The following is a 23,169-nucleotide window of genomic DNA, read 5'->3' as shown; positions in this document are numbered from 1 at the left end:
ATATATAGCTCTTATAAGTCCTATGGTTTTCATACTTAATCTAGCTTACAATTTAAATCAATGATGTAGCACTGGCAAAAATCAAGCAATTGGTGAAAAAAAAGCAAAGGAAAAAGATAATAACTGAATTAAAAAAACTTGTTTCTTAATACACCAATCAATTCACATAGTGTCTGAATTGCTTGTTATTGGATTAGAAGAATCCTATGTTTATATTAAAGATGGAAATAAACAATGAGAATGCGACTATTACTCCTAACTGCAATACTTCTCTCTCCAATGGCAGCAATGGCAGATGGATATCATCACCAGAGGGGTTATACAACTCAACGAACTTGCTACAAGGAAATCTACAAAGAGGAATATGTTGCTGGAACTAGAAAATTAATGGGTTATGTGAAGTCCTATTTGGATAAGGTTGAAGTGCCTTGTTCTTCATTGAGTTGGATTCCACCGGTTCCCAAATATCGTTATCACAATAATCACGTTCATTATTTCCCTCACACTCATCGCAGGTATTACAAGCCAACTCACCAAAAAGTATTAGTTTCTCACAGTTATAGAACTAGTGGAAGTACTTGTAATTCAAGTAATACAACCACAGGAGGACTTCTTGGAGGTGGACTTGCTGCTGCAATCTCCAAGAAAGATGCTTATGCATGGTCTATTCCTCTAGGTGCTGTTCTTGGTATGGGCATTGCTAACGCTGACTGTTGATTAATAATGTTCCGATACTGACCCTTATGAATTTGATTAGAAAAGGAAAAGTAGAAGAACCAAATAGGATAAGAGATGATGGATAGTTCTAGTCAAGAAAAAGAAGGAACGAAGAAAATTACTGGAGTGAAAACATTCTCAGTTCCATATAATTTAGAAGAAATAAAAGAAAAAATTACTTTTAATACCAATACTCTTTCTAAATCTTCTAAAGAACAAATAATCAATAAAGCATTTAAGTTTCATTCACAAGGAAATATATTAGAAGCAATAAAATATTATCAAGATTTCATAAACCAAGGTTTTAATGATCACAGAGTCTTTTTTAATTATGGAGTCATCTTAAAAAATCTTGGGAAATTCAAAGAAGCAGAATTATCTACTCGAAAAGCAATTGAAATCAGTCCTGATTTCGCAGAGGCGCATTCCAATCTGGGACTAATATTGAGTGATCTTGGGAAATTCAAAGAAGCAGAATTATCCACTCGAAAAGCAATTGAAATCAGTCCTGATTACGCAGAGGCGCATTCCAATCTGGGAGTCATATTAAAAAATCTGGGGAAATTCAAAGAAGCAGAATTATCCACTCGAAAAGCAATTGAAATCAAACCTGATTTTGCAAATGCTCATTTCAATCTGGGAGACACATTAAAAGATCTTGGCAAATTCAAAGAAGCAGAATTATCCACTCGAAAAGCAATTGAAATCAGTCCTGATTACGCAGAGGCGCATTCCAATCTGGGGTTCATATTGAGTGATCTTGGGAAATTCAAAGAAGCAGAATTATCACTAAAGAAAGCAATTGAACTTAAACCTGATTGGCAAGCATATTTTTTATATGCTGGTTGTATTTTTAAGAGAAAAGCATTTGAAGTTGTGACAAATAACCTATTGAAAGCAAAGTCACTAGAGCTAGAGAACCATCAAAAAGCTTATATAAATGCCGCACTAAACGCAACAGGCCTAGCAAGAAATAATTTAATATATTCAAAAAACTTAGATATTAAAAAAAGGTCAAAATCATTAATTAATAAAAGTAAAAATAAATTAATTTTAAATCGGAAAAGAGAAGATGAATTATTAACTTATCTATATGGTGTCAAGAATCGAGAGCTAAATAACACAGTAGATGCTCGATATGGAAAAGGGTATTGTTCCCAAGATCTTCATTTCTTTGATGATCAATCACCTACCATATCAAACCTTTCAGATGATTTAAAGAACATTTGTAAGGCCGAGCTTGGATTAAAGGAAATAATAATTTGCGAATCATTTTTTAATATTTTCAAATCCGGATCTAGTGCTGGTGCCAAGTCTCATTGGCATATAGGCAAAAGAGATTCTTTCTTTGGATTAAAATTTTATAAATACAGCTTAATCTATTATCTAGATATAGGAGATCAAAATGGCGAAGATCCTGGAATACTAAAATTATATGAGCCTGACGAAGAAATATTACCAACTAACAATATGTTGGTAATCATTGGTGCAGAAAGATATCATTCCGTTTCCTATCATGGTAGAAAAGATAGAATAGTTTTAAGTGCTAATTTCTATGGCTTCTGATAATCATCAATTCTAAATATTTTAAGAATAAAATATTTCCAGAAGATAAGGCATATTCATACAAAACTGGTCAAAATTTAAAGAGAAAAATTCAAACAGACTCGTGTTTTATAGTAATAAAAAATTAAACAAAAATGATTTGAAAAAAGAATTAATAGGGATCAAAATTAGTAGTAAAATCGGAAAAAGAAAAGGATTCTCTTGATGAGTTAGATATAAAGAGAATTAAAATGATCAAACGATACAATGAATGCTTAAAGAAAGAAGTTTTATCTAGGGGTTCCTATTTTTTAGATATTTATACATTGACATCAACTAGAAATGGAGAAAATAACAACCTTCATATGTGCGACCAATTTCACCTGTCTCCGAAATCCCTTTCTATATTATTTGAAAATCACCTATATAGAACTTAAAGTTTTACCAAATAAGTCTCATCTTTATAGACATAGTTGCTAAGAGCATTGATTTCTTCAAAAAGATGGATTTAATAAAGCAGAAAAATCAATTCTTCTACGACTTCTCTATAGAGAATATGACAAGGTTACGAAACAAACCCGTAACAAATCACTACTTTCAATCTATAGCTGGGATTTACACCTATAACTATTCCCACTAAATAGTTCCTCTAAAAATATACAGTTCAGGATCTATTCTTATAACTGAAGAAATCATAGTATTTGATACTCAATAGTTTCTGAGTGAAACTTCTTAATGATGACATTGCCTTAGAAATATCGTAGGCAACTATTCAAAGAGACTGCTAATTGATGGCGCTCACAATAAAATAATAATTATTGCAGAGTTAGTAGTAAAATACCTTGCATCAAATGATAGAAAGATATAGATGGAACCATCTGCTGAGCAAGATCAAGGGGAAAAGAAAGTCTATGAAGTATCTACATTTCCAGTTCCATTTCCTTTAGGTGAGATTAAAGAAAACATTACTATTAATACCAAAACTCCTTCTAATCCCTCTAAAGAACAAATAATTAATCAAGCATTTAAGTTCCATTCAGAAGGAAATATTCAACAAGCAGAAAAATATTATCAATATTTTATTGATCGCGGTTTTAATGACAATAGAGTTTTTTCTAATTATGGTGTAATTTTAAAAAATCTTGGGAAATTAAAAGAAGCTGAATTATATACTCGCAAAGCAATTAAACTGAATCCTAACTACGCAAAAGCATATTACGATCTTGCATACATATTGATAGATATTGGGAAAGTCAAAGAAGCAGAAATATCACTACTAAAAGCAATTAAAATCAATCCTAATTTCGCAGATGCTTATCTAAATCTAGGAGAAATAATGAGATATATTAGTAAATTACAAGAAGCAGAATTATACACTCGCAAAGCAATTGAAATCAATCCTAATTTCGCAGATGCTTATCTAAATCTGGGGAAAATATTGAGATATATTGGGAAATTACAAGAAGCAGAACTATCAGTAATCAAAGCGATTGAACTGAATCCAGATTTAGCAAAAGCATACTATTCACTATCATTACTAAAATTTTCCGATGAAAATAAGATATGGAAAGATAAACTCTTTTCAGAAAGTTTTTTAAATAAAAAATCACAAAAAGATCAAGTTAATATTTACTTCGCAAGAGCAAATATTCTTCATAAGGAAAAAAAATACGAAGATAGTTCTAAATGCCTTAAATTGGCGAATAAATTAAAGCTTTATCTTCAACCATCGAATGCGAATCTTTTAATCAATAAATCTAAAGTATTACTCATTCAATCTGATAAAGAAGAAATAAATAGAAAAGAACTTAGAAAATATCCTGAAAGTATATTTATTGTAGGGATGCCTAGAAGTGGTTCTACCTTATTGGAATCAATACTTAGTCTGCGTAATGATGTACATGATCTAGGTGAGATTAATATTCTAGAGGAATCATTGCTTGAGTGTAAGAAACCTAAACAAGAGATAAATCTTGCTGAATTATATTGGGAAAAAGTAAATCATAAGACTGAATTGAATATCACAACTAATAAATGGTTATACAACTACCAATATGCAGGTATTATTGCGGGGAATATACCAAACGCAAAAATTATTCACTGCTATAGAAATCCGCTAGATAATATTTTATCAATTTATCGAGCACATTTTGAGCAAGGAAATGAATATTCTTCTTCCTTAGTTGATTGCGCAAATGTTTATTTAAACCAAAAGGAAGTAATGAGTAAGTATAAGAATAGGTTTCGATCAAAAATATATGACTTAAATTATGACTCATTAGTTAAGAATCCTGATAAAGAAATCAAATCTTTAATCAATTGGATAGGTTGGGATTGGCAAGAGTCATATCTATCACCACATCTAAATACTCGATCAGTTAAAACGAGGAGCAATGTTGAAGTTCGTTCCCCAATCAATTCAAAATCAATTGGTGGATGGAAGAACTACAAAGATATGCTGAAACCTGCTATTGAAATACTTACTCAAACTAATAAGTATCAAGACATAACCTCATAGAAACAACTTACAAAACTGGCCAAAATTTGACGAAAAACATCCAAATACCTTCAAAGAGATGTATCAGTTCTGGGTTTATAAAAGGGGGAATTGACAACTTCCACAGAATAAAAATATTTAATTTGTAGAGAAAAGCATCTTTCTACGATTTCTCCATGGAGACGGTAAAAATGTGCCACTTCAAACCTACGTAAAACCGTATAAATCAAGTTATCACTGGAAAGTAGACGTTTCCGTTGCTCCCAATCAATAGCACCTGCTCAAATTATTGAGTGGTGGATAGGGATTTTCTCCCCTATTTTTCCACGTGGAACTCACGTGGCAACATTGAATTAGCAAATATTTCCATTAGCAAGGGAGCAAACAATTATTTAACTTTCCTTAACTACGATCGATTTTTACGCCAAAACCCTCAGGTATCTCGTCATTGATATCTTTTAAATCCATCCATCTACTCTCCTCATCTACAGTCAAGTTTTTGAACTTTCTGACATAGACATCTCCTGCTAGATCGGGATCTTCAACTCCAAAGAAATCACATATTTCTTCTACTCTTGCCCAATGCTCAATTTCATTCGTTGCTCTTTTGAATTCAGTAATTTCAAATTTCCCTTGTTCTGCCTGACTTAATTTGTTTAAAACTGAGGACGAAACAGAAACGGTTACACAATCCCATTTCGAACTATCTTCTCCTTCCAACTCAAGATTTCTTTGATTGAGTTCTTTTAACCAAGTTTCATCCATAATCTTCTATTTTTCTTCAATACACTAAGAGAGTTTATTTGATTCAGGATCTAATGATTGATAGAACTCGTTAAAAGTCCCCACTTTTTATTCTTGGATCCTTTGTTCTTATTCCTATTTTGTAGGTTCTCATCAGTTTGTCTTTTTAGTAGTGACAAAAGGTGCAGACAGGAGTAGAAAAGAAATAACAGAACAACTCCTCACACAATAGTTCTGTTGTAAAAAGGCACTCGAATTCGCGTAAGTAGGGTGCTTTTTTAATGGTTGATTTTAAAGAATTGGCACATGTGACAGTTAAAGAACTCTAATACTCAGTATTTCTCTTTTCGTGACGTTGATTAAGTTTAATTTGTGAGGAGTTGAGATCCTCCGCAGTGGAAACAAGGAAACACTTGCGCCTGATCTCACAAAGAAACCGCCCTAAGAGAACTGGGCGGTTTTTTTGTGCCTTTTCTAGAATGTTCTAATGATATTTCCACCTCCCCAAGTTGTTTTTGGATTACTGCTTTTAAGCACAGCAGTAGTTTTGATTTTCGATATCAGATATAAGCCCTTTGGAAATCATGAAGACGATCTTTGATTAGGAATAAATTCTAATGTTGACCTCTTTTGAAATTGATTAAAAAAGAAATAGCAGAACACTCCTCAACAAAATAAGTTCTGCGGTAGACAAAGACCCTTAGTGCCACTATTAGGCAAGGGGTTTTTCTTTTTGGGCAATAAACAGGTGTTTACTCTCATGTTCCGATCTCTAGGTTTGATTAGAAATGGGTTGGAGTACTAGCACTTGAGTTGTCGTAGGTCGGCGAAGGGTTAGTACGGGAAATGGATTGTTCAAATGGATACAAAAGTGCTGAACTTAAAGGGGGCAACCAAAATCTTGCCCCCTTCTTCATGCGTTTAAGTTTGCCAATATTCATCCCATTCATTCTTTAATTCACTCTGCGATAAAGAGTTATAGAAACCTCTCCATTTCTTTTCTGAATTTGCGTCAGTTGCACTAAATGACACCATTAGGTCTATTGCTTGCTCTTTGATAAAGGATTTTCCTTTGTTTGATTCGAATATCATTTTTATAGAGTATTTCAATGCACCCAAAAAAAGATTCAGATGCTTGACGAACCACTAAATATTTAATAGTATATCTGTACTAGGACATTCCTCACGCAAGCAGTCCTCACTCATAAAGCACCTGCGTAATACCAGTGAGCAAGGTGCTTTTTTGATGCCTTGAATTAAAGGAGAGAAGTATGAATCAACCAATCAGAGAAGCATTGCCAACACCAACAGGTTGGCTAGTTGGACCAACAAGAGATTTTTGTTTGTTCTTTATTCGTGATCCAAAGTCGGTCATGGTTGCACCCACTGTCTTTACTCAACTTTGGTATTGCACTGAAGAAGGCATTCCAACCAAATTAAAAAATACAAGAAGACTTGATTATAAATCTGCCCATGAAACGTGGAATGAACTGCTATCTAATGATTGGGAATTAATAGAGCCTCAAATCAATGATGCTGCTGCTTAATTATCGAATCAGATATCTAAGAATACCAACGAGGGCGATAGCAATAATTCCATAAGTCCAGACGGAGCCACTATTTCTTGAGACACGTTCCATCCAATCTGGAAGACCATTATTCTCAATGATGAATAGATAAAGCAATCCCAAAATCAGTACTGGGATAACAAGTGCATAAATGAAACTCAACATCTATATATTATGATTAGTGATTAGAAAATTAGATTGGGGTATTTCTAAATGAATAACTATCAAAATGTAGATGTTGATAAATTAGCAAATATTTATTTTGAAGGTAAAGTTATTAGTCGGAATATCTTTTTAAAAGATGGTTCAAAAAAAACATTAGGAGTGATGTTGGAGGGTGGATATGAATTTAAAACTGCGTCAAGAGAACTCATGGAAATCCATTCTGGAAAACTAAATGTAAAAATCGCAGGTGATAAAGATTGGACATTAATAACAGAGGGTATGGATTTTATTGTCCCCCCAAATTCTTCATTTTGTTTAGAGGTTTCAGAATTAGTAAACTACACATGCTCTTATTTTGATGATTAAAAAATCAGAGCAGGGAAACACTTGCGACTGATCTTCAAGAAAACCTGCTTTAGAAAAGGTTTTTTTGTGCCTTTTTAAATCCTAAGGACAAAAGAATATGTAGAGAAGTCGTCAATAGATTCCTTGTAAATGATGCATTGAAAAATCACAAGTTTAGAGAAATCAAACATTCTACGATGTCTTTACAGAGAAGGTGACAAGGGGCCACGTGGAACTCACGTGGAACGCGTCTCCAAAAACCATTGGAACTAGGTTCATCAATTTTTACTTTAGACTCACGTGGAACTACAATTTTTAATCTATAGCTATCTTTTAGTAGTTATATTTACTCCCACTCAATAGTCAATCACAAAAGAGCACTCCTAAACCCCAGTCATACCAACGAATTTCATCTTTACATATAGCACTTGAAACCCACGTAAAACCAATCGGGCCAATAGATTATAAGGAGAATTATACTCAATGATCATTTTGTAGAGAAATAATATAAAGATCTACTTTTTACTCTCGCTCTATAAGTGGTAAATGATTTCAGAACGAATGAATAAGGATTGAAATTAGTAGTAAAATCGGAAGAACCAAAAAAGAGAAAATGGATAATTCTAGTCAAGAAGGAGAACGAAAGAATAAAATTACTGAAGTAAAAACATTTTCAGTTCCATTTCCTTTAAGAGAAAATCAAAAAAGCATCACTATTAATACTAATTCTCATTTTAATCTTTCTAAAGAGCAAATTATCAAGCAAGCATTTAAGTTTCATTTAGAAGGGAATATTTCAGAAGCAACAAAATCTTATCAACAGTTAATAAATCAAGGGTGTAATGATCACAGGATTTTTTCTAATTATGGAGTCATATTAAAAGATCTTGGCAAGTTACAAGAAGCAGAATTATCAATCCGCAAAGCAATTGAACTTAATCCTGATTACGCAAAGGCGCATTCCAATCTGGGAATTATATTGAGAAATCTTGGCAACTTAAAAGAAGCAGAAATATCAACTCGTAAAGCAATTGAACTTGATCCTAATCTCGCAGAAGCATATTCCAATCGGGGAAATATATTGAAAAATCTTGGCAACTTAAAAGAAGCAGAAAAATCAACTCGTAAAGCAATTGAACTTGATCCTAATCTCGCAGAAGCATATTATTCACTATCATTAATTCAATATTCTGATCAAAATAAGATATGGCAGAATCAACTCTTTTCTGAAAATATCTTAATTAACAAATCAAAAAAAAATCAAGTTGATATTTACTTCGCAAGAGCAAATATTTTTCATAAGGAAAAGAAATACAATGAAAGTTCTAGATACCTTGAGTTGGCGAATGAATTAAAACTAATTCTTCAAAAATCTACAGCAGATAGTTTAATCAATAAATCTAAAGTATTACTTATTGAATCTAATAAAAAGGAGATTAATAAAAAAGAACACAGAAATTTTTCTGAGAGTATTTTTATAGTAGGAATGCCTAGAAGTGGTTCAACATTATTGGAATCAATTCTAAGTATGAGTAATGATGTATATGATCTAGGTGAAGTTAATATTCTAGAGGAATCATTCCTTGAATATAAGAAGTTTAAACAAGAGATAAATCTTGCTAAATTATATGAGGAAAAAGTAAATAATAAGACTGAACTTAATATCACAACTAATAAATGGTTATACAACTACCAATACGCAGGTATTATTGCTCGGCATATACCAAACGCAAAAATTATCCACTGCTATAGACATCCTTTAGATAATATTCTTTCAATTTACCGAGCACATTTTGCTAGAGGAAATAAATATTCCTCTTCCTTAGTTGATTGCACAAAAGTATATTTAGATCAAGAAGAAATCATGACTCAATATAAGGATAGATTTAGAGCAAAGATATACGACTTAAATTATGATTTCTTAGTAAGCAATCCTAATAAAGGAATTAAATCTTTGATCTCTTGGTTAGGTTGGGAATGGAATGACTCATATCTATCGCCGCATCAAAATCCACGCACAGTATCCACGGCAAGTAGCATTCAAGTGCGTTCACCAATTAATTCAAAATCAATTGGTGGATGGAATAACTACAAAGAGATGCTGAAACCTGCTATTGAAATCCTTACTCAAACTGATAAATATCAAGACATAACCTCACAAAACCAACTTAGAAAACTGAAGAAAATTTCAAGATAAATATCCAAAAATTTTCGCGGATATATATCAGTTCTGAGTTTGAAAACCGTAAATCTGACTACTTAACAAGTATAAAAATAATTTGGTTTTGTATAGAAAAGCATCTTTCTACGATTTCTCCATGGAGACGGTAAAAGTTTGCCACACAAAACCCATTTATACCAATGGATCACAAGGGAAAATACACTCAGTGATGCTTTTGTAGGGAAGTAGTAGAGTGTTTCATTCAATTTCATGGCAATAACTATGTTTCTGTCACCTTGTCACCTGCTCTTCTACGTAGAAAAAAATATACAGACCTTTTTTTATTCTCTCTCTATCAGTTCAAAATAATTTCAGAAAGAATTAATAAAGATTGAAATTAGTAGTAAAATCCGAAGAACCAAAAGAGAGCAAAGATAAGAGATGATGGATAATCGTAGTCAAGAAGAAGAAGAAGAAGGAAAGAAGAAAATTCCTGAGATCAAAACATACCCAGTTCCATTCCCTGTAGGGGAAAATCAAGAAAATCTTACTATTTATACCAATACTCTTTCTAAACCTTCTAAAGACCAAATAATCAATCAAGCATTTGAATTTCAGTCGGAAGGCAACATTTCAGAAGCAGCAAAATATTATCAGCATTTTATAAATCAAGATTTTAAAGATCACAGAGTTTTTTCTAATTATGGAGTCATATTGAGAGATCTCGGCAAATTACAAGAAGCAGAAATCTCATTACGCAAAGCAATTGAACTCAATCCTGATTACGCAAAGGCGCATTTAAATCTGGGAAACATATTGAGAGATCTCGGCAAATTACAAGAAGCAGAAATCTCATTACGTAAAGCAATTGAACTCAATCCTGATTACGCAAAGGCGCATTCCAATCTGGGAAACATATTGAATGATCTTGGCAAATCACAAGAAGCAGAAATCTCATTACGCAAAGCAGTTGAAATCAAACCTGATTTGGCAGAGGCGCATTACAATTTGGGAGGAATATTGAGTAATCTTGGAAACTTCGAAGAAGCAGAAATCTCATTACGCAAAGCAATTGAACTGCAACCAGATTTCGCAAGGGCATATTTTTCTCTATCGACTCTTAAATATTCCAATAAAAATACAATATGGAAGGATAACCTATTTTCTGAAACTATCTTAAAAAACAAATCAAAAGAAGATGAAATTCATATTTACTTCGCTAGAGCAAATATTCTTCATAAGGAGAAAAATTACGAAGAAAGTTACAAATGGCTTAACTTAGCAAATACATTAAAACTTTATCTCAAACCATCTAAACCTGAAATTATTATCAATAAATCTAGAGCATTACTAATTCAATCATATAAAAACGAGATTACTAAAAAAGAACAAATGCAATCTCCAAAAAGTATTTTCATTGTAGGAATGCCAAGAAGTGGTTCTACATTATTGGAATCAATTCTCACTATGAATACTTGTGTTAATGATTTAGGAGAGAGTGATATCCTCGAGGAATCATTCCTAGAGCAAAAAGAAGTTGATCAAAAACTAACTATTGCTCAATTATATTGGAAGAAGGCTAATAGTTTAAAGGGTGCAATTAATATTACAACTAATAAAAACTTATATAATTATCAATATGCAGGTATTATCTGTAATCAAATACCGAATGCCAAAATCATACACTGCTGTAGGAATCCTTTAGATAATATTCTTTCAATTTACCGAGCAAATTTTGCTATAGGGAATGAATATTCCTCTTCCTTGGTTGATTGTGCAAGAGTTTATTTAAATCAAGAAGACTTAATGACAGGGTATAAGAATAGATTTAGATCAAAAATATACGACTTGAATTACGATTTGTTAGTAAGCAATCCTAATATAGAAATTAAATCTTTGATCTCTTGGTTAGGTTGGAAGTGGAATGAATCATATCTAACACCGCATCTCAACCCTCGCTCAATCTTCACAAGAAGTAATGTTGAAGTTCGTTCACCTATCAATTCAAAATCAATTAATGGATGGAAGAACTACAAAGATATGCTGAAACCTGCTATTGAAATCCTTACTCAAACGGATAAATATCACTACATAACCTCCTAAAATCATTAGAACTAGGTTCATAACTTTTTACTTTGAACTCACGTGGAACTACATCTTTTAATCTATAACTACCTTTTGTAGTTATATTCACTCCCACTCAATAGTTCCTACTATATATGGGGTGTAAAAACGCAGTGAGTGACAGGGTTTCTTAAATGCAATATAGCACGGGGAACTTACGGGGGACAACGAATTTGAGTGGTGGACTACGTTTTTGCCCTGTGGACTATTCCCACTCAATAGTTTCAACCCCAAATATTCCTTGGAATCCCAGTGCTTCACTCAACTAATTTTCTCTCAATTCTGGTGGGAAACGTATGGGAAACGTGTAGGAGACATTTTTGCCCTTTTATATTTCCGTTTTAGACATTCATATAGAGATTACGTAAATCATATTACATCCTGTTTCCGTTTGGTGATTTTGTCCCCTTGTCCTATGTTCTCTACGTAGAAATATAATACAAACCTACGTTTTAGTTTCACTCAAAAAGGCAAAAAATGGTTTTCGAAAGAATAAAACAGGATTCAAGATAAGTAGTAACATAAAAGGATTCAGAGAAAAGAAACGGCAGAGATGGAGAAACATAGGCAAACAAAGAAAGTAAATACATCAGGCACTAAAGTAACTACATTCCCAGTTCCATTTGCTTTAGGAGAAAAAAAAGAAAATATAACTATTAGTACGAACACTCTTTCCAAACTTTCTAAAGAACAAATAATCAATCAAGCATTTAAGTTTCATTCACAAGGAAATATTCCACAAGCGACAAAATATTATCAACTTTTTATTAATCAAGGAGGTAGAGATCACAGAGTTTTTTATAATTATGGAGTCATATTAAAAAATCTTGGCAAATTAGAAGACGCAGAATTGTTATATCGAAAAGCAATTGAAATCAAATCTGATTTCGCAGAAGCACATTCCAATCTGGGAGGCATATTGAAAGATCTTGGCAAATTACAAGACGCAGAATTATCCACTCGCAAAGCAATTGAAATTAAACCTGATTTCGCAGATACTTATTCCAATCTGGGAGTCATATTGAAAGATCTAGGCAAATTAGAAGAAGCAGAATTATCTACTCGCAGAGCAATTGAATTAAAACCTGATTTGGCAAATAATCATTCCAATCTGGGATTAATACTCCTTGAAAAAGGTTCGCACGAATTATCCCTTAAATATTTTTCAAACAGTGCTGAGTTACTTAGAGGAGAGAATAATCAAGACCCTAATACCTCAATATTCAAAGATATCAGTAAAGCTAAAATCGAACATGATATTGAACAATTTGAATATTTAGTCTCCCAAGATTACGAGACCCAAAAATTTACTAAGCTTGCCATTCTTTATAAAAAAATTGCTACTGAGATTAACTGGCCATCTGAAACCCAATTAATTACTCTAAATAATAAACATCAAAGCCTTCTGAAAGATAGCTATAATCGTTTAATTAATGTAATAGAAGCACCTAGATTACAAAAAGAAGCAGTAAACAATTCCTTAAATATTGAAGAAATTACAAAGAACTATTTCGATCATGAATTCGGGTTGACTTACATTGATAATTTCTTAAATCCTACTGCTCTGAAATCTCTTCGCAAATTTTTACTGGGAAGTACAATTTGGTTCGATGTTAAAAGTGGTGGATATCTTGGGGCTTATTTGAAAGAAGGTTTAGCTAGTCCATTAATTATTCAAATAGCGGAAGAGCTTAGAAAAAAGTTCCCAAAAATTTTCAAAAATCATCCAATAAAGGGGATCTGGGCTTACAAGTATGATAGTCGCGCAAAAAATGAAAATTCATTACTCAGAGGCATCAAAGTTCACGCAGATCAGGCAGCAATAAATGTAAATTTTTGGATTACTCCTAAAGAAGCCAACTTAAATCCCAAATCTGGTGGTTTAATCGTTTACGACGTAGAAGCTCCACATGATTGGGATTTTAAAATTTACAATAATCCTAATGACAAAACAAAAATCCGAGAAGAACTAAAAAAAAGCAAAGGCAATACACAAGTTATTCCACATAACCAAAATCGCGCTGTTATCTTCAATTCTAATTTATTTCATGAAACTGATAGTTATGAATTCAAAGACGGATATGAAAATCGCCGAATCAATGTAACTTTGTTATTTGGACGTAGAGAGGATAGTTAGTTTATTTACTTTGCTTTCAAAGAAAATTAATCTAACTCTTCATAGAAGAGAAAAAATTTTGATTTGTAGAGAACTCTGACTTTCTACCATATTTCTGTAGAGACAGTAAAAAGATTTTTTGTGAAGCCTATGTGAAACGCACTCCTGAAAACCCTTGCCATCACTAGGATTGATTGGCGAGTAAATGCCGTGTGAAACGATAAGAATCAAGTTATCACTAGAGAGTAGACGTTTCCGTTACTCCCACTCAATAGTTCCTGGAGGTTTGCTTGTTATATCCAAAACAACTCTATTTACTCCCTCGACTTCATTAACTATGCGGTTAGAAATTTTTTCTAAGACTTCATAAGGTAAGCGAGACCAATCAGCCGTCATTCCATCTTCACTTGATACGCAACGAAGAACAATAGGCCATGCATAGGTTCTTTGATCTCCCATCACCCCAACAGAATACACAGGTAGCAAGACAGCGAAAGCTTGCCAAATATCATTATATAAGCCAGCTTTATTTATTTCTTCTCTCACTATTAAATCAGCATCTCTTAAGCAATTGAGTTTTTCATGAGTAACTTCCCCTAAAATTCTTATAGCCAATCCTGGTCCTGGGAATGGATGTCGACGAACTATCTCATTAGGTAATCCAAGTGATTTACCAACTTTTCTAACTTCGTCTTTGAATAAACGTCTCAAAGGTTCTACCAATTTAAATTGTAAATCTTTTGGCAAACCACCGACATTATGATGACTTTTAATTTTTACAGCTATGCGTTCCCCTGTTTTCGGGTCAATGTTTGTTCCTGCACTTTCAATCACATCTGGATAGAGGGTCCCTTGAGCTAAGTAATCAAAGGGGCCTAGACGAAGACTCTCCTCTTCAAAAACCCTAATAAACTCTCTACCTATAATTTTTCGCTTTTGCTCAGGATCTGTGACTCCTCTTAATTGTGAAATAAATCTTTCTCTAGCATTGATATACTGAACATTAATATTAAACTTCTCGTCGAAAAAAGACATAAGAAATTCCGGCTCACCTTTTCTCATAAAACCTTGATCAATAAACATACATGTCAATTGAGACCCTATTGCTTTGTTTAATAAAAATGCAAGAGTTGATGAATCAACTCCACCCGATAGAGCCAATAAAACTTTTTTATCTCCTACCTGTTGCTGTACTTGGCTCACAGCTTCATCTATAAATAGATTTGTTGTCCAATCTGATTCACACGAACAAATATGAAATACAAAATTTCTAATTAAAACCATTCCATGAGTTGAATGAACAACTTCAGGATGAAATTGAACTCCATAAAAGCTCTTATCATGATGAGCGATAGCTGCTTCTGACGTATTAGAAGTACGAGCTAATCTGACAAATCCCTTAGGTAATTTTTCAACTGAGTCTCCATGGCTCATCCACATAGTAGAACCACTTATCACATTAGTTAATAAAGCTGTAGGATCATCAACTTCTAAAGGAGCTTTACCATATTCAGCTTTACCAGTAGCAGGTTTAACAGAGCCTCCTAACTGATGAACCATTAATTGCATTCCATAACAAACACCAAGAACAGGAATTCCTAAATTGAAAATCTCTGGATCACAATATGGAGCACCTTCTTCATAAACAGATCCAGGGCCTCCGCTTAAGATAATTCCATTAGGCTTAAGAGATCGTAATTGCTCAGCAGAGGTTGTGTAACTCATTACTAATGAGTAAACCTCTGTTTCTCTAATCCTTCTGGCAATTAGTTCTGAATATTGAGACCCAAAATCGAGAATGACGATTGCTGGATTACGTTTTTCCTCTGAAATCATTGATGCCATATTAACTTGATGAATCCTTATGAAACATTCTTATCAAACAGACTAATTAAGAGCATAGGAATATGCCTATGACTTAAGAAATAACCCTAAAGAATTAATGTGTTTTAACCCCTGAAAACCAGCCCAACGAATTTGTCTTTTACGATCAAACAAAACAGAACCAATTTTCATTGAGGAAGACAAATATCGATTCATATAGCTCCGACTTTTAATTTCGATTTCTTTTGCCATTCGGCTCCAAATCAAAGCAACTTCGTCTGGATTATGTGTCTCAAGTGCTAATAAAGCATTTTCCACAGAAGTTGATTTACTTATAACTTGAATTAAGTCAATAGAAATACCTTCTCTAACAGCTAGTGAAGTGAGTATTTCAAGTCTTCCATCTGCAAGATGATGATGAGTATGAAAAATACCTCCAGCCAGTTTTACTAATTTGCCGTGATAGCCAAAGATTAAAAGATTTTTTACACCACTTTCCGCAGCTGCAACAAGGAGAGGACCTAACCAATTACCTGTTTTAATAATTTGCTTTGCTGGAAGTCCAAATTTTAAAGCTAAATCCATTCCATTTTCACCAATCACAAAAGTCAAACATCCATCAAATGCTGATTCAGAAGACCTATGTCGCAAAATTTCTTTGCAATTTTGTAATTGCTCTGGAGAAGCACTAATTTGCACCTCAGCCTGTGTCCCAATAAGTGATAATCCATCTACAACGCCAAATGCTTTATTACTTGTCTTTAAAGCACGATCTTTGCCTTCAGGTAAAACAATTTCTACTTTAAATTCATAACCTTTGGGCAATAAGGGATAAAGATTGATACATAACAAGTCACGCGTAAACTTAGAAATGCATGGCTGACCAGATGATTCGAATTTACCGACTCCATAACCAGCATGAAAATCGAGCCAATCAGGAAAGTCCTTTTTAACTATCTTTCGCGAATGAGAACTTGCTTTGTTTAATTGAATATAAGCCCATACTTCTAATCCTCTTGTTACATCAAGAGATAATCCAGATTGACAATGACTAACTCCTAATGATCGCTCACCATTATCAAGTAATGCAGAAGAAGAAATAGGAACCGTTATTGAATCTTGATTATTGGGTAAATCAATTGTCTCAGTTTCTTTGAATTTATTCCCAATGAGGATATTCGTTGCAGACTTTGCAGCCGCTACTACCCAAACTGGAAGAGTAAATTCATTCAAATCATTCGAAGAGCTGACGATAGAGGAAATTCCTTAAATAATTTTTTAAAATAATAATAATCTAGATTTAAATAAGTAAATGCAGGACAAACTGAATCTAATGATTCCTGGACCAACACCGGTTCCGGAAAATGTTTTGAGTTGTATGAGTAAACACCCAATCGGTCATAGGAGTGGGGATTTTCAAGAAATTGTTCAAAAGACAACAGAGCAACTCAAATGGCTTCACCAAACAACAGCAGACGTCCTAACAATTACAGGAAGTGGGACAGCGGCAATGGAAGCAGGAATAATCAATACATTAAGCAAAGGTGATGAAGTCATCTGTGGTGAGAATGGCAAATTTGGAGAAAGATGGATAAAAGTTGCAAAAGCATATGGATTAAATGTAAAAGTAGTAAAGGCTGAATGGGGCCAACCTCTAGATCCAAATCAATTTAAGAGGATTCTTGAAGAAGATACTGATAACAAAATTAAAGCGGTAATTCTGACTCACTCAGAAACATCAACAGGAGTAATTAACGATCTTAAAGCAATTAATAATGAAGTAAAAATTCATAGCAAGGCTATTACCATTGCAGATTGCGTAACAAGCCTTGGTGCATGCAATATCCCAATGGATGAATGGGGAATTGATGTAATAGCATCAGGTTCTCAAAAAGGTTATATGATTCCACCAGGTCTCAGTTTTGTTGCCATGAGCAAAAGAGCATGGGAAGCAAATGCTTTATCTGATTTACCTAAATTTTATCTAGACTTAAAACAATATTTAAAAACAGTAAATAAGAATAGTAATCCCTTTACTCCTGCAATAAATTTATATTTCGCTTTAGAAGCTTCACTAAATATGATGCAAAAAGAAGGGTTAAATAATATTTTCAGTCGTCATGCTCGTCATCAAAAAGCTACAGAAGAAGGAATAAAAGCCATGGGTCTAAAATTATTTACAAAAGCAGGTTTTGGAAGCCCAGCCATAACAGCTGTTGAACCTGAAAATATAGATGCTGAGAATATCAGAAAATCAATAAAAAATGATTTTGATATACTTCTAGCTGGCGGTCAAGATCATTTAAAAGGCAAAATCTTTAGAATTGGTCATTTAGGATTTGTAAATGATAGAGATATTGTTAGCGTTATATCTGCTTTGGAGTGCACTCTAGATAAAATGGGAAAGCTCAAATCGCCAACTGGACAAGGAATTGCAAAAACAATTTCAGTCCTCAATAAAGAATAATATTTTCAGAATTTATACAATTATCATCTAGTTTTAATTATTTGAAGCACTTGAGGCCCTATTCGGCCAGCCTTTCTCTCTTTATTAAGTGCTTTCAAGATAAAGCAAGCACATGATTGCAAATCTCCTTCATCAGCATGCTCAGATGCATTCTGAAAAAAATAGCCAGCTTCTTTTAAAAATGCTTGTTTTTTAACTTGTACTTGATCCATTATTAAGTTTTTAAGTACAAACAATTTTTATCAAATCACTATATCAAAAGATAGATATTTTAGTAATTTAAAAAAATAAACAAGATCACAAATAAAACATTTCATTCATCGATTTATAAATACGATTTTTTATCAAATCAAAAACTAAGAAAATTAAGCAATAAAACAGAACTACTAATACGAACCTCAGCTAGACAGAAGAAAGAAAAATAGATAATTTAATATTGATAATTCTCTTAAAATCATGCCATTTGAGATAAAGCGAAACTTCTTACCTATTTCAATAATGTGTTTGGTCTGCGGTACTACTTTAGGATTAAAAACTAACGCAGCAGTAACAAACGGAGCAGACATATATTGCTTTATGAGGAATGGAGGTAACCCTCATGAACCAAGCTGGCAAGCAGCCTATGAATTTATTAAAAATAAAAAACAAGGTTTATTCAAAACTTCGCCTAAACAAGCTGCCTCATTCATTGTTGAAGAAGTAGTGCAAGATCCTATAAAATATGAAGATTGCATTAATTATTTAGGCGATTTATATACAGGTGAATCAAGCTCAATAGAGTTTAGTGATGATAATGAATTAGAAAATGAAGTAAAATCATCTATCGAAAATACAGAAAAAATTCCTAAAGGTAAAAATATAGATCGTTATAATTATTAATTAAATTTAAGTTATAAAAGTAAAAAAAGCTTCGTACTCAATCTTGCTAAATAAAAAAATTCTTATAAATTCTAAAAATGCAATTTTCGATACATTGACTTATTGGTCAATAGAGGCAAAATTCTTTTAGTTAACAAATACTTATGCACAAAAGGGATGCGGTTTTCTTAGAAGATCTCTGCCCTAAGCTAAGAGACAGAAGATGGCGCAAATCATTGCATGAATTCACTAATAAAAGCTGTATATATTGTGGAAAAAAATCAGAATCAATTGATCATGTTTTACCACGAAGTAAAGGTGGATTAAGCATTACTGAAAATTGTGTACCTGCCTGCCTCTCATGTAACGGCAGCAAAACAGATAATGATGCGTTTGAATGGTATAGAAAACAACGTTTTTACGACCCAAGACGTTCTATGGCTATCAAAGCATGGACGGAAGGGGACATACGTTTAGCTCTGAGACTTCTTAAATGGGCTCAACCTAAACAAAACAGAAGTATTGAGAAAACAAAATCCGGATTGAATGAAGATTTTTCTTGGCAAGCAGCTTAAATTTCTACCAAACTTGACAAGCGGCAGAAGAATTATATTTTTCACATATAGACGCTATATGAGAAGGCCTTTCAGGGATTAAAAGAATACAATAAAGAAAGAAAATTGAAGCAAGAAAAGGCTTTATCAAGCTTTTATTATTCTTTCGAACCAATAATCTTTTATCGTTCGTGAATTTGGTATGACCATTAATGGAATTCAGACTAGGCTTTAAATAAGAAGCAATCATTGCTAAAAAATCAACATAATACATTTGTACTAATGATTGAAGATATTGTCAAGCGATTAGATCCTCTGCCACCCAAATCAAAATTAATTATATTTGGAGGTGGATTCAGTGGTCAAAGGATCGCAAGTGTAGGAAGACATCTAGGAGTAAAAGTATTGTGCAGCAGAAGACAAGAAAATAGCGAAGGAGCTGATTTCATATTTAACTCTGATAAAGAATTTTCGAATGAAGTTTTCGAGGGAGCAACTCATGTTTTAAGTTGTATTCCTCCTCTATCCAGTGGAGAAGACCCTGTTCTACTTAAACTCAAGACTCAATTACTAAATTCAAGAAATTTAAAATGGGTTGGCTACTTATCAACTACCGGTGTATATGGAGATACAAAAGGGGAGTGGGTCAATGAAAACTCTTCTCCTAATCCTAAACAAGAAAGAAGCATTCGTAGGTTTTCTTGTGAAAAACAATGGTTAGAGACAAAGCTGCCTATTCAAATACTCAGATTGCCAGGAATTTATGGACCTGGCAGATCTGCATTTGAAAGCCTTTTAAATGGAACAACAAAAATGGTCGACAAGCCAGGGCAAGTGTTTTCAAGGATTCATGTCGACGATATTGCTGGATCTGTTTTATTTTTAATAAATCTTTTTGCTAAAGGTAAAAATCCATGTGTAGTAAATGTAGCCGATAACTTACCAACAAATAATATTGAAGTGATTGCTTTAGCAGCGAAAATAGCTAAAAAATCTCTACCATCAACAGTGCCTTTTGAAATTGCAAAAAAAACAATGAGCCCTATGGCGCTTTCTTTTTGGCAAGAGAATAGAAAAGTTGATAATAAGTTATTGTGTAAAAAACTTGGTTATTCTCTAATTTATCCTGATTTTAAATCTGGTTTAAAAAATTGTTTCTCAAAATTAAAAATAAATTAATAATCCTTATTTTCCATCTTGTTTTTAATCGCTATTTTGTTAAAAAATTGATATAGATTTAATTAATAATTAGAATCAAATGAAATTAATTTAATATCATTTGAAAACTTATTCCAATTAATTACAGACCACTCATTACTTAAGCTAAGCAAATTAAAATCACAAAAAGGATTGCAACATGGCAAAATTTAAAACATCAAAAGATAAAAAAAATACCATTATCATTTCATTAGGTGATCCTGCAGGAATAGGAACTGAAATAACTTTAAAAGCTCTTAGTTCTAAATACTTAAATAAAAATATTCAGCCTTTACTTGTAGGATGCAAAAAGAATATTTATCAAACTTATTCAAAGTTAATTGAGCATGGAATAAGTAATATCGTCAATCCAAAAAGTCTTAATATTATTGATATCCCTTTAGAAAGAAAAATAATTCCAGGAATAGTAGATACTCATAGTGGTAATGCTAGCTTTGAATGGCTTTTTAATGCAGTTAATATACTTTTAGAAGGAAAAGCTAATGCCCTGGTAACAGCACCAATTTCAAAAATTGCATGGCACAAAGCTGGTCATAAATTTGCAGGGCAAACTGAATTATTAGGTAAATTAACTAATAAAACAACATCTATGCTTTTTACCGCAGTATCACCAAACAATGGATGGAGATTTAATACTTTATTAGCCACAACACATATACCTCTTAATAAAATAAAAAATAATTTAACAAAAGAGTTAATTAGATACAAGTTAGATAGCTTATTAAATTTCTGTCTTCAGTTCAAGGAGAATCCATTAATACATATAGCGGGCTTAAATCCACATGCAGGAGAAGAAGGAAAAATTGGAATAGAAGAACAAAACATAATTATTCCTATTTTAAATGAATGGAAACTAGATCATCCAAGAATCAAAATCAGTGGTCCTATACCTCCAGATACCTGCTGGATTTCATCAGCAGATGCATGGAATGGCAAATCAATTAAAAATAATGCTCCTGATGGAATTCTTGCTTTGTATCACGATCAAGGTCTAATACCCGTCAAGTTAATTGCCTTTGATGAAGCTATTAATACAACACTAGGACTACCTTTTGTAAGGACATCACCTGATCATGGCACTGCTCTTGATATTGCAGGTAAGTTCAAAGCTAGAGAAACAAGCATGATTGCTGCAATAAATAATGCTTGGCTTCTTTCTCAATAAGAAAAAACTTTATAAAGGTTTTAATCGCATTAAAACCTGTCCAAACTCAACTGGTGTTCCATTTTCAACAAGAATTTCAATTACTTCTCCACTAACCTCTGACTCGAGCTCATTCATTAATTTCATTGCCTCAAGAATACAAACAGCTTGGCCAACACTAATTTTCGACCCAATGTCTACGAAAGGTGGCTCTTCTGGGCCTGGTGCACGATAAAAGGTGCCAACCATAGGAGCAGTTACTTCGACCAAATCAGAGCGTGATCCAGGGACCGAAGGCGGAGGCGTGCTTTGTACTGAGGAAGCCTCGATTTTGCGTTGAGGCATTGGTGTATCAATCTCTTCTGATGTAATTCTCTTTTGAGAGGAGATTGAATCAAAAGAACCGCCAAGATTGCGTTTAACCTCCAAAAAAAAGTCTTCTCCCTCAAGTCGAAACTCTTGAATATCGCTCTCAGCTAAAGTTGCCAACAAGCGATGAAGCTCTTCGTGATCAAGATTCATAGTCATTGTGTTTCTCGGCCTAGATAAGTGTCATTTCGAGTATCTACTCGAATTTTCTCACCAATTGAAATAAATAATGGGACCATTACTTGAGCTCCTGTTTCCAAGATTGCAGGCTTTGTACCTCCCGAAGCAGTATCACCTTTAACACCAGGGTCAGTTTCTTTTATTTCTAAAACAACTGAATTGGGTAATTCAACTTCAAGAGGTTTTTCATTCCAAGACACTACATTAACCTCCATACCTTCCTTTAGATATTTCCTGCTTTCACCAATTTGTTTAGCTGTTAAGCTTGTTTCTTCATAAGAAGTCATATCCATAAATACAAAATCATCTCCGTCCATGTATGTATGTTGCAACTTTGATTTCTCCAGAAGAGCTTGTGGAACCATTTCCCCTGCTCTAAAGGTCTTATCTACAACACTACCGCTCACAACAGCTTTTAATTTAGTCCTGACGAATGCAGAACCCTTACCAGGCTTGACATGTAGAAATTCAATAACACGCCAAACCGCACCGTCTAACTCGATCGTAGTGCCAGTGCGAAAGTCGTTAGTTGAAATCATTCACACAAAAGATACCAATCGATCATAAGTCTGT

Annotated in this window: 21 protein-coding genes; 13 read left to right on the top strand and 8 right to left on the bottom strand. The window is 33.3% G+C overall.

The window, feature by feature from the left end; genetic code table 11:
• Window positions 1-234: 234 nt before the first annotated feature.
• The 3 genes from O5633_RS08560 (at window position 235) to O5633_RS08550 (ending at window position 4,780) form a co-directional block, all read left to right on the top strand.
• A complete protein-coding gene (locus tag O5633_RS08560) occupies window positions 235-717 on the top strand; it encodes a hypothetical protein (protein WP_269609235.1) in 483 nt (160 codons plus the stop codon).
• A gap of 75 nt (window positions 718-792) precedes the next feature.
• On the top strand, window positions 793-2,283 hold the full coding sequence (locus tag O5633_RS11660; protein WP_332299677.1) for a tetratricopeptide repeat protein: 1,491 nt from the start codon (window positions 793-795) through the stop codon (window positions 2,281-2,283).
• 847 nt (window positions 2,284-3,130) lie between these two features.
• Window positions 3,131-4,780: a tetratricopeptide repeat protein gene (locus tag O5633_RS08550; protein ID WP_269609233.1), complete on the top strand. Its 1,650-nt coding sequence runs from the start codon at window positions 3,131-3,133 to the stop codon at window positions 4,778-4,780.
• A 381-nt stretch (window positions 4,781-5,161) separates the two neighbouring features.
• Here the strand turns inward: O5633_RS08550 and O5633_RS08545 are convergent, their stop codons facing one another.
• Window positions 5,162-5,524, bottom strand: a complete 363-nt coding sequence (locus tag O5633_RS08545) for a hypothetical protein (RefSeq protein WP_269609231.1) — start codon at window positions 5,522-5,524, stop codon at window positions 5,162-5,164.
• A 900-nt stretch (window positions 5,525-6,424) separates the two neighbouring features.
• Window positions 6,425-6,595, bottom strand: a complete 171-nt coding sequence (locus tag O5633_RS08540; protein ID WP_269609230.1) for a hypothetical protein — start codon at window positions 6,593-6,595, stop codon at window positions 6,425-6,427.
• 179 nt (window positions 6,596-6,774) lie between these two features.
• On the opposite strand from O5633_RS08540, the gene O5633_RS08535 reads away from it, so the two are divergent.
• A complete protein-coding gene (locus O5633_RS08535; protein WP_269609228.1) occupies window positions 6,775-7,050 on the top strand; it encodes a DUF1651 domain-containing protein in 276 nt (91 codons plus the stop codon).
• Here O5633_RS08535 and O5633_RS08530 read toward each other — a convergent pair whose 3' ends face one another.
• Window positions 7,051-7,236, bottom strand: coding sequence for a hypothetical protein (locus tag O5633_RS08530; protein ID WP_269609227.1), 186 nt, complete (start codon window positions 7,234-7,236; stop codon window positions 7,051-7,053). It lies immediately after the preceding gene.
• Window positions 7,237-7,284: 48 nt separating this feature from the next.
• On the opposite strand from O5633_RS08530, the gene O5633_RS08525 reads away from it, so the two are divergent.
• From O5633_RS08525 to O5633_RS08510, 4 genes are all read left to right on the top strand, one after another.
• On the top strand, window positions 7,285-7,602 hold the full coding sequence (locus O5633_RS08525) for a pyrimidine/purine nucleoside phosphorylase (RefSeq protein WP_269609226.1): 318 nt from the start codon (window positions 7,285-7,287) through the stop codon (window positions 7,600-7,602).
• Between the two features lie 592 nt (window positions 7,603-8,194).
• Window positions 8,195-9,778 carry a sulfotransferase family protein gene (locus O5633_RS08520; RefSeq protein ID WP_269609225.1) on the top strand — a complete coding sequence of 528 codons (1,584 nt, stop codon included), beginning with the start codon at window positions 8,195-8,197 and terminating at the stop codon, window positions 9,776-9,778.
• A gap of 405 nt (window positions 9,779-10,183) precedes the next feature.
• Window positions 10,184-11,845: a tetratricopeptide repeat-containing sulfotransferase family protein gene (locus O5633_RS08515; RefSeq protein ID WP_269609224.1), complete on the top strand. Its 1,662-nt coding sequence runs from the start codon at window positions 10,184-10,186 to the stop codon at window positions 11,843-11,845.
• Between the two features lie 574 nt (window positions 11,846-12,419).
• Window positions 12,420-14,003 carry a tetratricopeptide repeat protein gene (locus O5633_RS08510; protein WP_269609223.1) on the top strand — a complete coding sequence of 528 codons (1,584 nt, stop codon included), beginning with the start codon at window positions 12,420-12,422 and terminating at the stop codon, window positions 14,001-14,003.
• A gap of 237 nt (window positions 14,004-14,240) precedes the next feature.
• Here the strand turns inward: O5633_RS08510 and guaA are convergent, their stop codons facing one another.
• Together guaA and cbiD are read right to left on the bottom strand one after the other, a co-directional pair.
• A complete protein-coding gene (guaA, locus tag O5633_RS08505) occupies window positions 14,241-15,827 on the bottom strand; it encodes a glutamine-hydrolyzing GMP synthase (RefSeq protein ID WP_269609222.1) in 1,587 nt (528 codons plus the stop codon).
• A gap of 66 nt (window positions 15,828-15,893) precedes the next feature.
• The gene (gene cbiD, locus O5633_RS08500) at window positions 15,894-17,039 is read right to left on the bottom strand and encodes a cobalt-precorrin-5B (C(1))-methyltransferase CbiD (RefSeq protein WP_269609221.1); all 1,146 of its coding nucleotides are present in this window, start codon (window positions 17,037-17,039) and stop codon (window positions 15,894-15,896) included.
• 79 nt (window positions 17,040-17,118) lie between these two features.
• On the opposite strand from cbiD, the gene O5633_RS08495 reads away from it, so the two are divergent.
• Window positions 17,119-18,273 (top strand): pyridoxal-phosphate-dependent aminotransferase family protein, encoded by a 1,155-nt coding sequence (locus O5633_RS08495; protein ID WP_269609220.1) that lies wholly within the window; start codon window positions 17,119-17,121, stop codon window positions 18,271-18,273.
• Between the two features lie 23 nt (window positions 18,274-18,296).
• On the opposite strand, the gene O5633_RS08490 is transcribed toward O5633_RS08495, so the two are convergent.
• Entirely contained in the window at window positions 18,297-18,485 is a 189-nt protein-coding gene (locus O5633_RS08490) for a hypothetical protein (protein ID WP_269609219.1), read from the bottom strand.
• Window positions 18,486-18,729: 244 nt separating this feature from the next.
• Between O5633_RS08490 and O5633_RS08485 the strand changes: the two genes are divergently transcribed.
• From O5633_RS08485 to pdxA, 4 genes are all read left to right on the top strand, one after another.
• The gene (locus tag O5633_RS08485; protein ID WP_269609218.1) at window positions 18,730-19,152 is read left to right on the top strand and encodes a DUF6554 family protein; all 423 of its coding nucleotides are present in this window, start codon (window positions 18,730-18,732) and stop codon (window positions 19,150-19,152) included.
• A 143-nt stretch (window positions 19,153-19,295) separates the two neighbouring features.
• Window positions 19,296-19,706: an HNH endonuclease gene (locus O5633_RS08480; protein ID WP_269609217.1), complete on the top strand. Its 411-nt coding sequence runs from the start codon at window positions 19,296-19,298 to the stop codon at window positions 19,704-19,706.
• A 261-nt stretch (window positions 19,707-19,967) separates the two neighbouring features.
• Window positions 19,968-20,864 carry an SDR family oxidoreductase gene (locus O5633_RS08475; protein ID WP_269609216.1) on the top strand — a complete coding sequence of 299 codons (897 nt, stop codon included), beginning with the start codon at window positions 19,968-19,970 and terminating at the stop codon, window positions 20,862-20,864.
• A 178-nt stretch (window positions 20,865-21,042) separates the two neighbouring features.
• On the top strand, window positions 21,043-22,068 hold the full coding sequence (gene pdxA / locus O5633_RS08470; RefSeq protein WP_269609215.1) for a 4-hydroxythreonine-4-phosphate dehydrogenase PdxA: 1,026 nt from the start codon (window positions 21,043-21,045) through the stop codon (window positions 22,066-22,068).
• 9 nt (window positions 22,069-22,077) lie between these two features.
• Here the strand turns inward: pdxA and accB are convergent, their stop codons facing one another.
• Both accB and efp read right to left on the bottom strand, forming a co-directional pair.
• Window positions 22,078-22,575 carry an acetyl-CoA carboxylase biotin carboxyl carrier protein gene (accB, locus tag O5633_RS08465; protein ID WP_269609213.1) on the bottom strand — a complete coding sequence of 166 codons (498 nt, stop codon included), beginning with the start codon at window positions 22,573-22,575 and terminating at the stop codon, window positions 22,078-22,080.
• Window positions 22,572-23,135, bottom strand: a complete 564-nt coding sequence (efp, locus tag O5633_RS08460) for an elongation factor P (protein WP_269609212.1) — start codon at window positions 23,133-23,135, stop codon at window positions 22,572-22,574. Before efp ends, accB begins: the two co-directional genes overlap by 4 nt.
• Window positions 23,136-23,169: the final 34 nt, after the last annotated feature.

Source organism: Prochlorococcus marinus str. MIT 1013 (assembly GCF_027359395.1).
GTDB lineage: Bacteria > Cyanobacteriota > Cyanobacteriia > PCC-6307 > Cyanobiaceae > Prochlorococcus_B > Prochlorococcus_B marinus_E.
The sequence above is the reverse complement of the archived record's forward strand: the minus strand, read 5'-3'. Positions and strand labels throughout refer to the sequence as shown.